This is a genomic window from Corynebacterium choanae (assembly GCF_003813965.1).
GTDB lineage: Bacteria > Actinomycetota > Actinomycetes > Mycobacteriales > Mycobacteriaceae > Corynebacterium > Corynebacterium choanae.
The window spans coordinates 228,459-243,092 of sequence record NZ_CP033896.1 but is presented as its reverse complement, the minus strand read 5'-3'; the positions used below and the strand labels follow the sequence as shown (position 1 = coordinate 243,092).

9 protein-coding genes and 1 tRNA gene are annotated in these 14,634 nt (G+C 59.5%); 6 read left to right on the top strand and 4 right to left on the bottom strand.

Translation table 11 applies throughout. The annotated features are described in order from the left end of the window. Positions 1–34: 34 nt before the first annotated feature. Both CCHOA_RS00855 and CCHOA_RS00850 read left to right on the top strand, forming a co-directional pair. Positions 35–1,138 carry a DUF8175 domain-containg protein gene (locus tag CCHOA_RS00855; RefSeq protein WP_123925816.1) on the top strand — a complete coding sequence of 368 codons (1,104 nt, stop codon included), beginning with the start codon at positions 35–37 and terminating at the stop codon, positions 1,136–1,138. Positions 1,139–1,441: 303 nt separating this feature from the next. Beyond that, positions 1,442–2,917 (top strand): YibE/F family protein, encoded by a 1,476-nt coding sequence (locus tag CCHOA_RS00850; RefSeq protein WP_245992157.1) that lies wholly within the window; start codon positions 1,442–1,444, stop codon positions 2,915–2,917. Between the two features lie 83 nt (positions 2,918–3,000). Here CCHOA_RS00850 and CCHOA_RS00845 read toward each other — a convergent pair whose 3' ends face one another. Continuing rightward, positions 3,001–4,101 carry a glycine betaine ABC transporter substrate-binding protein gene (locus CCHOA_RS00845; protein WP_123925814.1) on the bottom strand — a complete coding sequence of 367 codons (1,101 nt, stop codon included), beginning with the start codon at positions 4,099–4,101 and terminating at the stop codon, positions 3,001–3,003. A 144-nt stretch (positions 4,102–4,245) separates the two neighbouring features. Next, positions 4,246–4,842, bottom strand: coding sequence for a dCTP deaminase (gene dcd / locus CCHOA_RS00840; RefSeq protein WP_123925812.1), 597 nt, complete (start codon positions 4,840–4,842; stop codon positions 4,246–4,248). A 713-nt stretch (positions 4,843–5,555) separates the two neighbouring features. On the opposite strand from dcd, the gene CCHOA_RS00835 reads away from it, so the two are divergent. The 4 genes from CCHOA_RS00835 (at position 5,556) to CCHOA_RS00820 (ending at position 10,975) form a co-directional block, all read left to right on the top strand. Next, complete coding sequence (locus tag CCHOA_RS00835) at positions 5,556–6,857, top strand: ATP-binding cassette domain-containing protein (protein WP_123925810.1); 1,302 nt, start codon at positions 5,556–5,558, stop codon at positions 6,855–6,857. A gap of 4 nt (positions 6,858–6,861) precedes the next feature. Continuing rightward, positions 6,862–8,925, top strand: coding sequence for a YhgE/Pip domain-containing protein (locus tag CCHOA_RS00830; RefSeq protein ID WP_123925808.1), 2,064 nt, complete (start codon positions 6,862–6,864; stop codon positions 8,923–8,925). 291 nt (positions 8,926–9,216) lie between these two features. Next, positions 9,217–9,290: transfer RNA gene (locus CCHOA_RS00825), tRNA-Gly, on the top strand. 1,364 nt (positions 9,291–10,654) lie between these two features. Further along, complete coding sequence (locus CCHOA_RS00820; protein WP_123925806.1) at positions 10,655–10,975, top strand: helix-turn-helix domain-containing protein; 321 nt, start codon at positions 10,655–10,657, stop codon at positions 10,973–10,975. A 245-nt stretch (positions 10,976–11,220) separates the two neighbouring features. On the opposite strand, the gene CCHOA_RS00815 is transcribed toward CCHOA_RS00820, so the two are convergent. After that, positions 11,221–13,215 (bottom strand): VanW family protein, encoded by a 1,995-nt coding sequence (locus tag CCHOA_RS00815; RefSeq protein ID WP_123925804.1) that lies wholly within the window; start codon positions 13,213–13,215, stop codon positions 11,221–11,223. Further along, on the bottom strand, positions 13,209–14,603 hold the full coding sequence (locus CCHOA_RS00810) for a glycoside hydrolase family 3 N-terminal domain-containing protein (RefSeq protein ID WP_245992156.1): 1,395 nt from the start codon (positions 14,601–14,603) through the stop codon (positions 13,209–13,211). Before CCHOA_RS00810 ends, CCHOA_RS00815 begins: the two co-directional genes overlap by 7 nt. Positions 14,604–14,634 lie beyond the last annotated feature (31 nt).

Here is a 14,634-nt window from a genome sequence, read left to right as displayed (position 1 = left end):
ATGGTTGTGTAGTAGCACGGAAGGTGTGTCCAAAGTGGAGCGTTCGTTGCGGGTGGGGATGCCAAGCCGGGGCACGGTTGTGGCATGTGTGGTGTTGTTAGCGCTGCTTGGGGGCTATTTGTATGTGACTGCCCGGCCTGCCCCGGAGGGCCTTGGTCGCCAATTGGCGCGTATTGGTGATGTGCAGGCAGCACTTGCCGCCGACGAGGAGGTGGCCGATGATGCCAGTGATGCTGCTGCTGGGGCGGTGACCGGTTCGGGTGATGCTGGTGTTGCAGCGTCCGCCAGTGGGGCTGATGGTGGGGCGGCAACCCGCGATGGGGCGGTGCTGGTTTCACCGGTGTCCCCGGCAGATGATGTGGTCATATCCGGTGGGGATGCGGCCAGTGCACAGTTGGCGGCGGATTTGCAGCGACTGCACACCGCGGCAACGGCACGGTTTACTACCCGCTATCCGGGGGAGGCTATGGGGCGTACCACGGTGCACGATATGCTTGGCCGCCCGGTGATGCTGCCAGTGCATCCTGGTGGTGATGTCGTCCAGCTTGCCCCTGGGGTGGTTGATTCGGCGTTGCTTTCCACTGATCCGCGGACAGTAACCGGTTTGCAGGCGGACGGCACGCTAGCGTTACCGGCACAGGTGGCAGTGGAATGGCAGCGGCTGGTGCCTGCGGCGAAACAACAAGGCAATTGGGATGTGGCGTTTTCTGCTAGCCAAGGGCCGCTGCATGTGATTGACGGGGTGCCGGTCGGGTTTGCCCGCACCCCGGTGGGGGCGGCGGTCGCCGCCTGGTGCATGTATCAGGTGATTGGTGCCGGCGGGGTGACTGCTTCCCGGGCGGTAGCGATGTATGTGGCTGACAGCCAAGTGCGGGAACGTGCAATCAGTTTGGTGGCCAATCCTGATGCGCCTCAGTGGCCGGCCGGTGACAATGTTGGCAGTGCACTGGGGTTTGCGGTGCAAGAGTTCACCCCTGATGCGGCGACGATTGCGTTTGCTGTTGGTGACCAAACCCATCCGCGGGTGTTTACTGTGCCGGTGATCTTCCAAGATGGTGATTGGCATCTGCAGGCGCCGATCAAGGCGAAGGTTGCCCCGCTTACCCCCAGTGAACTGGCCACTTTTACCCGCTGGTAGCGGACAATCCGGCCATCACCCCCCACATCCACCAGGATCGATATTGCTTCAGCCGGCCGCAGCCTGCGGCCGGCGGGTGACCATTGGGCAAACAGGTCCTGGCAACTGTAATGCTGCTGGTAAGTATCTGGTAAGTATTCTTCCAGCTTGCGGCAATACCCGGCCTGTGGGTCGACGGTATAGTGAGCGCACAAGAGTCCTTGCCGGCACCGTGTCCACGGCGGGTCACTGACACATATCCCTAGTGGCAACTGGGTTTTGACAACCATGTTCGCTGCAGAATCTGCAGAGGTAAGGAGCATTATGGGTCGGCATTCACGCCCCGATGATGATCAGCGAGACAGTGCGGCAGGAATTGCTCCGCCGCACACCTCACCAGCACCGGTGGGCGACACCGCAGCTCCGCAAAGCTCACCAGATCCGGTACACAGCCAGCCCCAGGAAACCCATGCGGGGCACAGCCATGGGGCGGGACTGTCGGCGGCAGCACATTTAGCAGCACACGGCTATCGCCCCGATGGAACGAAGATGCCGCGCAGCACTTCCCGCGGCCCGTGGAGCCGGGCACAGAAAATCCTGGCTGGTTTGCTGGCCTGTGCAGCAATCCTGACCGGGGTGGGGCTGGTGCTGCTGTTTCCCGACGATTCCCCAATCCGCACGGAAGGAGCGTTGCAGGGTAATTCACAGTTCTCCCACGAGGCGGTAAGCGGCACCGTGATTTCCCGGCAGGCGGGAACCTGTTCTTCGCCGTCAGTGGGTCGACTCTTCGAGACTGATCCTGCCCCGGGGGAACCTGGTGCACCGGATGCCTGCCAGCTGGCGGTGGTGGAATTGACCGACGGCAGCTATGCCGGGCTGCATACCCTGTTGATGGTGTCGAACACCCCCGGCGATCCTGATCTGCAGGTCGGGGAGAACATCCTGTTAAGCGAAACCCCCACTGTGGAAGGGGAACCAGGCTACACCTTCCTCGACTATCAGCGTTCGATCGGGTTAACGATGTGGGTGCTGCTCACCGCTTTAGCTGTGGCCGGTATTGGTGGCCTGGTGGGGTTGCGTTCCCTGTTTGGCTTAGCCATCACCCTGGGTGTTGTGGCAACTGTGCTGCTTCCGGGGCTATTGCATGGCGAGGATCCGCTGCTGTTGGCGCTGGTGTGTGGGGCGACCGCCCTGTTTTTGGCGCTCTATATTGTGCACGGGGTGACGTGGAAAACATCGTCCGCGCTGGCCGGCACCTTGTTGGCGCTGGTGTGTGCCACCGGGCTGGCACGGTTTGGGATTGAGTCGATTCATCTGCGGGGGTTGGGCAGTGAGGACAATCTGCTGATCCAACTATATTTGCCGGATGTGACCGTGCAAGGGTTGATGCTGGCCGGGTTTATTATCGGCTCGTTGGGGGTGCTCAACGATGTGACGATCTCGCAGGCGTCGACGGTCAACGAATTGGCGAATGCTGATCCTTCTGCGCGGCCGTGGCGGCTGTTTACGGCCGCGATCCGGGTGGGGCGTGACCATATTGCTTCGATTATGTACACGCTAGTGTTGGGCTATACCGGGGCGGCATTGCCGCTGCTGCTGTTGCTCACCGCAGCTGGTCGGCCATTGAGTCAAGTGTTGACCTCTGATGTGCTGGCCACGGAGATTCTGCGCAGCGCGATCGGCGCATTGGCGCTGTGTTTAGCGGTTCCCCTGACCACATTGATAGCCGCGTTGACGACGACCCGGCAGCCGGCGGATACTGCCAATGCCCCCGCTCACCCGGGGATGATTGGGAAGTAGGGCAAACAAGCTGGCAGGTGGCAGTGTTACCGGAATGCCACGCGATGGTTGTGGCGAACAAGGATGCTGCTTCCCAGTGTTCGCTAGTTGGTGGTGCTAACCGGGTGGGCAGCCGCGAATTCGCGGGCAAGCCGGATAATGGACTCCCCATCCGCGTGGCGGGATTGGACCGTTGCCAACGCTTCGGTGGTGAGGAATTTATTGATTGCCCGAATCCCTACCCGGGCGTCACCGTCGACTGCTTTGCCGCTCATCAATGCCAAAATTTTACTCGCCGGCAGGCGATGATCCGGGTCGCCGAGCTGCACAAGCTGTGGCTGCAGGGCGGCAGGGATCGGTGTTGTCGCCGACACAAACGCAAGATCCGCGTCCCCGTCCGCCACAGCCTGCAGGGCGGCAGCATCACTGACGGGCGAATCAGCAACCCCCAACAGTGGCACATCACCGGCCTGATAGGCGCTAAAGAGTTCACTGATATTCCGGCTGTCGGCGATCGTGTGTGCCCCGACAACAACCCGAATCGCCCCAAAGCGGTACAGGTCGGCCAGTGATGTCACTGCAAGTGGGGTGACACGACCCCGGTTTGCGTACACGGTAGTGGCAGTGTCGGCGACCACTGGTTTCCCCAAGGCCAGCCCGGCCGGTAGTGCTGTTTTCAACGCCGACATCGATTGCTGATTTGTGGCTCCGAGGGGAACTTCCCGGCCAAGTTCCCTGGTGTAGAAGAATTGGGCGAGCGCTTCGGAATAGTCCGGCATGATAGAGATTTCACCGGCCTGCAGGGCATTGACACAGTCAGCGCGAACCGGACCAATCAGCCCCCGATCGGCCACCGTGTAGCCGTTGTTAGCGAACACTATCGCCCACAGATGGTTGACGAACGCTAATTCGCTGCCGCCACAGTAGCCAAGCACAATATCGGCGTCGTCCGGATTGGTGGTGACCCGCGGATCAAGCTGGTCAAGATTGGTGCGTTGCGGCGTTTTCGTGGCTTGTTCCCGCGCCGGCTGTCGGGGGGTGTACGGGTCGCCGGTGGCGGGCACGTCACTGGCCGCCACAGCGGTAGATGATGAAGTGGCATCCACCCCGGTGGTGGGGTCACTGGTGCAGGCAACCAGCGTGGCCGTGAAACATCCTGCAACAACAAGTCGACCATATCGGCGCCGGGTTCGCTGGTGTGGCATGTGGATCCCTCACGGTAGCAAGCAACAGACGGGAGTGGACATGTGGTGGTTTTTCAACATCCCGCGGCAAACAACCAGGCACACATCGGCGGTGCGGGTGGCCGCAGCGGTGATCAGTGAGATGGATAAATAAGCTGCTGGCTGTTAGTGGTTCCCGGTGTGGTCACGGTCGCTGTCGGGGCGAAAGTTGAGATACGCCTTAGACGGGGTGGGGCCGCGTTGGCCTTGATATTTGCTGCCCAACCGGTCGCTGCCGTAGGGGTGTTGCGCAGGGGAGGTCATGTTGAACAGGGCAAGCTGGCCGACTTTCATCCCGGGGTAGAGCACAATCGGCAGGTTTGCGGTGTTCGAGAGCTCTAAGGTGATGTAGCCGGTAAAGCCCGGATCGATAAACCCGGCAGTGGAGTGGGTGAGCAGCCCGAGTCGTCCCAGGGAGGATTTCCCTTCCAGGCGGCCGGCAAGATGGGCGGGCAAAGTGAAGGATTCATAGGTTGATCCGAGCACAAACTCGCCTGGGTGCAGGACGAAAGCTTCCCCGGCAGGGACTTCCACCAGGGAGGTAAGTTCGGCCTGGTTTTCCCGCGGATCAATGTGGGTATAGCGGGAATTATTGAACACCCGGAAATATCGGTCGAGCCGCACATCGATACTGGAGGGCTGGATCAGCGACGCATCAAACGGGTCAATGACCAGTTGCTGGGTGTCGATGGCTTGGCGAATATCACAATCTGAAAGCAGCACAGTTGTAGTCTAGTGGGCTTGTTGGCTGTGGCGGGAGTTGCCGTGCCACTGCACCCGGATGGGGTTTGGAGGATCAGCGATAAAGCCTTGCCAGTGGCGGTTTGCGGGGGAACAACAAGGCGTATTGGGAAGGAACACTACCACATCGCTATCGCTTAACAAGTGGGGTTTACCAGCGAAAACAAGCTTAAGTGGAAGTTCAACCTCCGGTTAGGCTAGGATATTGTATCGCCGCTCCGGCGGGACGTGTCGTCCCAGCTTGGGGCAGCTGGCCGTGGCGGATGCTGCGACCAGCAGATCGCATGCCACGCTTGCTGCGCCTAAGACCGGCAACGCTGGTGAGCTGCCCCGTCCGAGCACTATGCACGTCGGGAAGCCCACCACAACTGGCACACCTGCTATTTCCCGCAGCGCCAAACCAGCCTAGGCTTAAGCCACACAGCAACCGTCGCGATCCGCCAACCTGGGCGAGCAGCGTGCACTGTTGAACTGCCTCGTCGTCGCACCACTGCAACAACAAGGCCACGATCATTGTTCAGCGGTGCCACCGGCGCCCAATCCCCCACCGCGACAGCCCCGTGTTGCCCCCAACATTTTTTCTGGATTCCTATCCTTTTTTCTAACAGCCACGGTGCCCTGCCCCGGCGGACAGTGTCTGCCGGCAGCACACCCCAGCTCATCATCGACCGCAACCAACAAAGTGAAGTGGCAGCGTGAACACCATGAAGGCCGACCGTACTGACCTCCCGCAGCAAACAGCAGACGTCACCGCCTTTGGCGACTCCTTCGCCCACGCCGGTGAACCGGTCGGGGCAGTCAACACTGCCCGACAAATCACCCCTGCAGCGGCACAATCCAACCACGGCGCCACTACCGACGTTCCGCCGGCAGTCGTCGCCAACGGCATCGCAGTCTATGGCGGGGAAGGAGTGGTCTATGGGCCGCTCAACGTGGAAATCCCCGGGGTGGGGCTGACTATTCTCACCGGGCGCGGCGGCTCCGGGCGAACCGCCTTGGCGTTAACCCTCTCGGGGCGGATGAAAATCGCCGAAGGGGAACTCACCGTCCTCGGGGAGACGAAACGCTCCGCAATCCGCAAACGCGTCGCGATCGCCGGCGTCGACGAAATTGACGCCATCGACCGGGATGTGAAACTGAAAACCGTCATCACCGAACATCGCGCCTGGTCAAGCGGATTCCTGCGGTGGATTACCCGCGCCGACGACGACTATTACCGCAGCCTGTGCGGAGATATTTTCGGCGACCGTGATCTTCCCCCACTTGACGCCTATGTTTCCCAAATCTCTGCACTCGACCGGTATCTGATCCGCATCGCGCTCGCACTCGCCCCAGTCGGCGGCCACGAGATCGGCATGCTGGTTATGGACGATCTGGAGCAGGTGCACGAATTTAGCGACCGCATCATTTTGGTCAACACCCTGGCGCGCCTGGCCGAACGATTCCCGGTGGTGGTCAACGCCGTCAACCCGCTGCCTCAGCAGCTTGTCGCGAACTACACCCTCATTGAACTTTTCACCGATGCAGGTCACCTCAGCCCAGAGCACGACGGTCGACCAAAACATCTGCCCAGTTTCCTCCTCAGCGAATCCGCCCTGCTGCAAGCAGGTGTGCAAGCCCATCTTGCCCGGGCAGGGCGCGACCATACCGGGGACGGCCAACCACATTCCACCGAAACTGGTAGCCGTCTTGCCGCTAGTAGCGCCACACCGGCGACCAAACCTGACCGGGGCACCAGCCCTGCGGCACCGCCGCCGACACCACCGGTGGAGACTATCCACGCACCGAAGCAGGCAACTGACTTGGTCACCGACACCGCCCAGGCGATAGCCCCCGCCGAGCTAGCCCCAGGCGAAGATCCCACCCTTGCCGCCCCCACCGGGGTGGCACCCGTCCAGGAAACACCAGGACTGTTTACCGACGGCGACAGTCTTCCCCGGCAGACCGCGGCTGCCCAATCTGACCATCCTGTCACCGACACCACCCGCGAGGAGTAACCCCATGTTTGCAGGATTTTCCCTCGGCACCGAACTCCGCCGCTTCCGCCGCTCCACGTTGGGGCGCATCGCTATCCTCGCGATCACCCTTATTCCCCTGATGTACTCTGCCCTCTACCTGTGGGCATTTTGGGATCCCTTCGGACAGGTGAACCGGCTGCCGATCGCGTTCGTCAACAACGATAAAGGCACTGTCGTCGCCGGGGAACCGTTTAACGCCGGCGACGAAGTCGTCGCCGAACTAAAAGAGGAACCGCAGGTCAGCTTCGACTTTGTCGATGAACACACCGCGCAAGAAGGCGTGAAAGACGGCACCTACTACTTTGTGGTGTCGCTGCCGGAAGACTTCTCCCAAGCGGTGACCTCCCCGACTACTGACAGCCCTCACAAGGCGGTGATTCACACCACCTACAACGACACCAACGGCTACCTGTCCACCCTCATCGGACAGAACGTGATGCGCACCATGGTGCCGGTGATCTCCAACAAGATCGGCATTCAAGCCGTCGATAAAGTCCTCGTCGGGGTGCAAGACGCCGGCCAAGGACTGCACCAGGCCGCCGACGGTGCGCAACAGCTCGCCGACGGTGGACACACCCTGCAAGACGGGCTCGGCAGCGCGAAAGATGGCTCCGACAAACTCGCCACGGGCGCCCAAACCCTCGACGAAAAAATGGGGGAACTTTCTCAAGGCGCACAACAGTTAGCTGACGGCACCAGCCTGCTGGCCACCAAAGTCGATACCGCCACCGGCAAACTCACCGACTTAACCCGCGGAGTCAACCAGCTCGGCAGTGGCCTTGACCAGCTAGGACAGGGTGCCACCGAGTTGAACAACGGGGTTCAGCAGCTGAAGTCCACCAGTGATCAAATCACCGCCACGCAAGCGGATATGGCCCGAAACCTGCGGCAAATCGCCGCCCAGCTGCGCGCTATCCCCGACCCGGGGGCACACAATCTGGCTGCCCAAGTTGAGCAGGCCGCCACCAATATGGAAACCACCGCATTAGGACCTGCTTCCCCGCTCACAAACCAGGTGAATCGGCTTGCTGGCGGTACCAGCCAACTGGCGTATCAACTCGCCGACCCGAACGCCCCCTTCCGCGGCGGGTTTAACCAGCTTCAGCAAGGAACTGGTCAACTGCCCGGCCAGCTTGGGCAACTTGTCGACGGCGTCAATCAGCTCAACAGTGGCGCCCAAACGCTTGCTGCCGGTGCTAGCCAGTTAAAGAGCGAAGGCACCGCCCAGTTAACCACCGGCGCCAACGATCTCGACGACGGCATCGGCAAACTATATTCCGGATCTGGGGAGCTGGTTATCGGCCTCGACGAGCTGGCTACGAAACTCGGTGAAGGTGCCGACAAGGTGCCCGCCATGGACACTGAGATGCGCGAACATCTCGCCCAAACCATCGGTGCACCAGTGAAACTCGAAACTACCAACGAGGCCGGGGAGAACACCTTCGGCGCCGGTCTTGCCCCGTTCTTCTTCTCCTTGGCAATGTTTATCGGCGGACTGATCATCTTCCTGCTGCTGCAACCCATGCAAAACCGGGCAGTTGCCAGCGGGGCAAGCCCGCTGCGTGCCGCCATTGACGGATTCCTGCCTGGTGCGCTGATCGGCACCCTGCAGGCGACCATCATTGTTGCAGTCACCCTCTACGGGGTCGGGCTCAATGCCGCCTACCCCCTAGGATTGTGGTGCTTCTCTGTGCTGGTCAGTGTGATGTTTGTGGCTGTCAACCAGTTCCTCAACGTCCTGCTTGGCCCAGGACCTGGCAAGGTGGCTGCAATGGCACTGCTCATGTTGCAGATTCTCGCCTCTGGCGGCCTCTACCCCGTAGAGACCGAACCAGCGCTGTTCCAGTGGCTCCATCCGATCAATCCGATGACCTATTCGGTCGATGGCTTCCGCCAATTCATCTACGGCAATCTCGACCATCGCGCCCCGCAGTCGATCACCGCAGTACTGATCATCATCGCCCTGTCGCTCACGCTCACCGCTTTTGGTGCGTGGCGTGACCGCACCTGGACGATGAAACGGCTCCATCCGCCAATCAAGCTCTAATACTGCACCCGGCCAACACCACACACCATCACACTCGAGGCCCCATCGGCACAAACCCTGCAACCAGGGAGGTGCCGGTGGGGCTTTGGCATTGCTCCCTTTTTGCCACCATCTACACGGACAGCTAGCGACGAATCAGCTCAGCAAGCTGCAAGAACGCAGCGACACCGAGTCACCTTCGTACTCCCCAGGAACTAGGCACCCGTGCAACATTGCGGTAACTAGGCGAGGAAAAAATCGGTTGTGTATCCAAAAGACGCTTGCTATAATCGATCGAGTGCAAAGCACACTGCCGATGTAGTTCAATGGTAGAACTTCTGCTTCCCAAGCAGACGGCGCGGGTTCGATTCCCGTCATCGGCTCCAATTCGACGCCGTATGTAATACGGCGTTTTTTGGTTTCTCTGCGTTTTCACTCGCAGAACCCGAGGGAAATCATGTGCACGTTGCGTAAAGCAGTGCGCAACCACCATGGACAAAACATCCAGCAGCCTCGTGAGGATGTTTCACACATCGGGGTAAAACGAGCGGTTGCGGTAGCCGGCGCCCCAATATCGCAGCCCCTGGGCTTCGCCAAAGGGGTGAACTCCCTACATCATCGACAACCAGGTCTACCATCGCAGCCTAGCGGCTTGGCCGACCCGTGACGTCGCCGCATAACGCCGAGATCGCCCGGCAGGGGCGCGCTGCCAAACCTTTGTAAACAGCTATGTTTCACCGGGGGTGAACCTTGCGCGCGTAATCCCAACAATCAGAGCAGCCTTGTGTGTTGCACGGCGGTGAATCCATGCCGATATTCTTGCCATCGCCACACCCCACCAGTGATCACAGGATGACGGGAACAGGCAGTCTTTATGCTGATGTCTCTCCCGTGCGAGCTCACCGCATATCCCAAGCAATACCGATTGGCGTCGCATGGACAGGTGGTTCGCATCCGCCACGTCCCTGCGCGGGAGTTCCCATTCCGGCGGCTGCATCGGGCGGCAATCCCTAGCAAATTTGCCTTCCCAGCGTCAGAAATATACGCAATTACTACCCCCAGTCACCACCCCCGCCATTCCCTAAATAAGGCCACCATTTCGCCCCTCAGCACTCCCCTTGCCGCCGCGAGTCACCCCCGATGACGCGTCGACGAAAGAGTTCGCAGAAAATCCTTCACAGCGGCTTTGATCATTTCTATACGAAACACTCCAACGCCGACTCCACCACCGGCACAGCGCCGCTGGCCGTAGAAAAGGACTGCCCTACCCCCAGTCGATCCGTAAATAAAAATTGGATATCCCCTGTAAGAAACGGGCGATTGATACAACCATCCGGCTGTCCTGCGAAAAAACAAGATTACCCACGTCGTAAAACATGGGAAACAGTTGTTAAAGGTGCGACTATTCAGCAAGTCAGGCTCAATGCATTACACCAAACCCCAGGGAAAAGTACTACGAATATATCTGGTAAATACTCGCCCAAAACAATAAAAACGAGGCTTCACCAACACAGTGTTTACGCAATGATCAGCCAAGCCATCACAAAACATCATCCCTTTAAGTAAAGAATGACCATTCCATCTTGCCGCGCGGCTATCATTCCTGGTCACCATTGGTTCGCTCACACCCAACGGGTGTGGCCACAACAGCAAAGCAAATGAAATTATCATTACCATCTGCAATCCTCAATTGAGTTCAAGGCCACTTATGATGGTTTGGTTCAGTTAGCTAATCGGTAGAATAAGAGTCATGGCTGGACATCCAAGACGCAAACCCGATACATATGGGCTCGAGATCGCCGCACAAATGCGCAGCGTTCTCGCTGCGCACAATCTGCGCCAGCGTCGCGTTGCGGAACTCACGTCGATTTCGACAAGCCAGTTAAGTCAATATTTCCGCGGTGAGAAGTCGCCAACGGTGGACGAGTTCATCGAAATCTGTATCGCGATGGACATCCCCCCACAGGAGGTCTTCACAAAAGCTATTGAAACGGTGGCCGCCCGTCACCGCCAGATTCCTGGCGTGGAAGCCTATGGCGCAACGCAGCGGATGATGACTGGCCGGTCGTAACTATCGATCATTGTTCCGCGCATTGACGCTGGTAGTTAGGCGATCAAGAGCTTGTATCTATCGGCCAAACCTTACGAAACGAAAATATAAAGCACCCATCGTTACTACCGGGGACACAGTACTTCACCTGATGGAAACTGGATCAGTAACACCAAAGGATGCTTGGCAACGCCGACAGCGACCCGCTGTCGGCGTTGTTTTTTCCAATCCTTACTTGTTGTCCTTCGCCAATTTGCCTGGCACCGCTAGCGGCGCTGCAGCAGCTCATCGAGGGGATCTGACGGGGTTTCATCCGGCTCTACCGGCTCAGGGGCAATACAGGTCACAACCGGGCGGGCAGCATACACCGACTCGAACTTGTCATTTGCTATCAGATCACCGGCACGATTCCTGGTTCGCCGCTCAACAACAATCCGCATCCCATCCTGCCCAGCAGCCGGAACGCACTGCTCATCTCGTTCCACGATGCGAGGGGCACGATCAGTCCGAGAACGTTTCACGACTTTCACAGTGGTATCCACTTTTTCCTGTGCGAATAGTCCCGCCCGCAGACGACCACCTTCAACACTCAAAGACACCACCACCGGATACGGATACGGGTTAGAGAACCCAAAATCCACACTTCCCGGCACCCAGTCAGCATCCTTACCCAGCGGCAGGCCATCGAAGGCATAAATATTCGCTGTCCGCTGAATATCCTGCATCCCCCCAGCTAGCGCTGCATTAAACAATGCCGACGCCACACTATTCCACGCATTCTGGCCAGCGGACTGATGGGAGGCCGGTGCCTGCACGGCTGAATCACCCGCAGCAGCTTCCAGCGAAAATTTCTCCCCTGACCGCAAAATCCTGCCATCTAACTCGGCGACTAAAAGATTCGCCTGGGCGACCATCGGCTCGTCGGGAAGACGAATACTTGCCTGCGCCAACACTTTGCTTGCATCAATATCGGCGATCGCTTCGTCGGTAATCGCCGGTTCTTCCTCCTGATAGGTCACTTCCCATTCACGGGGCGCTTCAGCGAAGAGTCGTTTATCAAAATCGTGAAACACCTCCTCCCAGTCGATCCGCCGCCCCGGTGCGGAAGCCACCGTGGTGAGACGACTATCGACCGTGGCAAAGTGGGCATCCACCGGCGGCTGGGCGGTGGCGTCTAACCCTTGACCCAAAATCGCACCGGCGAGCTGCAAGTCAATCACTGGATCAAGCCGGTTACCAGTAGCGGTAAAGGACAAAATATCCCCCACTTCCACTGGGGTGATTGTGCCATCGGCACCTTGGCCGTGGGCAACAAGTTCCCCGCTGGTTGCAGCAGTTGCAAGCTGATAAGCCGTATCAACTTGATCTTCGGCGATCGCCGGCTGGGTAATTGCCGCATCAATAGTTACTTCCTGCGGGGCAGCCGGATCGGCCAGCCATTGCGTGCGTAACGCTTGAGCTGCAGCCTCAGGGGTGACATCAATACCGACTTGGGCATCCACTTTGCGTGGTTTGCCGCGAGCAATAGTCACCGCCCCATCACGAGGTTCCCGGTCGAGGCGTTCACTCAACCATTGGGTTGTGGCAGAAAATTCCGTATCGAGCGTATCGACGGTGATCGGTATGTGCCGGTGCCGATCAAACAGAGCAACACTGATAGTGCGCAGCGGATTGCCGTGGGAGGTGCCGGCGGCGTGAACAGTCGCCTCCCAGTTGGGCTGCATGCCTGCACTCACCGGGTCGACGGTGACACTAGCATCCGCAGCTTGCACAGTGATTGGTGCTTTCACCTGCTCTTTATAGGCTTGCTCCAGGGTGGCTATAGCCTGGGAAGGACGCTGCCTAGAAATATCTATCTCGCCGACATAGGTTCCTGCCGGTACCCGTCCCGCCGACAAGGTATAAAGCAGCAACCACAACGCGAAAAACACAATGACCAGCAGAGCCACGATGCCGAGAATCACCCGTTGCGCGATCGCCGCCTGTGGAGGATCATCATCGTGGGTGAGCAGCTGCGGAATGTGCCGCGGATGCAGTGTCCGACCAACCTGTCGAGCCCGGTTGCGGGCATCCCGCAACTTCGTGTGCCCCGGTGCCGGATCCGCAGTATCAGCCGATGCAACACAATCCGCCGGAGCATCTCCTGGGGTGGTGGTGGAATCCTCCGGCGCGAATTGCGGAGCTGCTTGCTGGTCGGCGGACTCTGCTGCCGGGGATTCTGGGGTGGGGTCAGCGTCAGCTGAATTCTTGTTCTCTACCATCGCGGTAATGCGGCAACCCGGCTTGCCGACTGGTTGAGCATGCGTTCCGGGTAACTTCCATCAGCAACCGCCCGATCAACAGCGTCGATTGCCTCATTGAGTCCTTCCGTCGCAATCCATAGCGGCATATCTGCCCCGGCGCGCAGCGCCCCAAGGACTGCTTGTGGAAGCGTAAAGGAGTCAGAGATAGCTTTCATCCCCGACAGGTCATCGGTGAAAATCACCCCATGATATGGGGCGCCACCCTGCCAGTCGCCGCGGCGCAGCAACTCATACACTGCAGGGTTGACCGTCGAAGGAGTGTTGCCGTCGCTCAAGCCGGTAGCTGTGACATGGCCAACCATCACCTGTGCTTGAGTTTCGGCAAGGGGCTGATTATAGGCGGTGAGATCATGCTGCTTTAGGTCAGTAATCGGTGGGGTGAACACTTGGCCGGTGTGGCTATCCCCGCTGGCACGACCGTGGCCAGGGAAATGTTTCACCACCGGGATTACCCCGGCGCGCTGCAGGCCGCGGGAGAATGCTGTGGCGTAGCGGCCGGCGATCACCGGATCGTCACTGAAGGAACGATCCCCGATCGCCCCACCGGCAGGACCGCCATCAATATCGACGACGGGCGCAAAGTCGACGGTCACCCCCCGGTCGTGCAGTTTTTGACCGAGTTCGAAGGCGACTTGTTCCACTTGTTGCGGGGTCATGGTGGCGGCCATTTGGCGAGGGCTGGGAAGCTGGCCGAATATGTCAGGCTGTCGGGCGACCCGGCCGCCTTCGGCGTCGATAGACACCTGGAATGAACGGCCGACCTGCTTTTTTAATGCATGCAGGTCTCGTCCTTGTTGGGTGAGGAGCTGCGGATCAGTCCAGGAACCGATAAAGATTCCACCGGCGCCTTGCTGCAGCGCCCATAGTGCATCGTCATAGTCGCGCACCCCGACCATCATCAGGGAGGCGATTCGTGCCCGCCGATCATGGGGATATGGGACGTGTTCTAGCGGGATTTCTGCCGCCGAGGAAAATGCTGCAAGCGGTCCTAATAGTGGCCCGATGCCCAGTGCCGACACGGCAATGGGGGGATGGGTGGATTGGTGCAGTGCCACCTTGGCGGCGGTGTGGGCGGCCACGAGGGCTGCCGGATTGTGCGGTTCACCAGTGGCTTTGGTTGCGTCGGTTGGTGATGAGGTGGTGCGGGATGATGCCGCCGGCGGCTGGGCGGAGGTGGTGGAAGGGGTCGGGTCGTCGACCCGATGAGTCTGGGGGGAATGATTGTTTTCTGCGAGGGCAGTCGCCGCATGGTCGCCTGTTGGGTTGTGCCACCAGCCGGGGTAGGACACCGCCGCAAGTGCTAATGCCACCACAGTGACAGCGACTAGTGTTTTCGTGTTTTGCACGCCAAGCCTTCCCAACCTTGCCGATGGTGCA

What these genes read in the sequence shown, in the direction of transcription:
- CCHOA_RS00830 (WP_123925808.1), top strand. Translation starts at nt 6,862, where the DNA reads ATGTTTGCAGGATTTTCCCTCGGCACCGAACTCCGCCGCTTCCGCCGC.
- CCHOA_RS00845 (WP_123925814.1), bottom strand. Translation starts at nt 4,101, where the DNA reads ATGCCACACCAGCGAACCCGGCGCCGATATGGTCGACTTGTTGTTGCA.
- CCHOA_RS00820 (WP_123925806.1), top strand. Translation starts at nt 10,655, where the DNA reads ATGGCTGGACATCCAAGACGCAAACCCGATACATATGGGCTCGAGATC.
- CCHOA_RS00815 (WP_123925804.1), bottom strand. Translation starts at nt 13,215, where the DNA reads ATGGTAGAGAACAAGAATTCAGCTGACGCTGACCCCACCCCAGAATCC.
- CCHOA_RS00850 (WP_245992157.1), top strand. Translation starts at nt 1,442, where the DNA reads ATGGGTCGGCATTCACGCCCCGATGATGATCAGCGAGACAGTGCGGCA.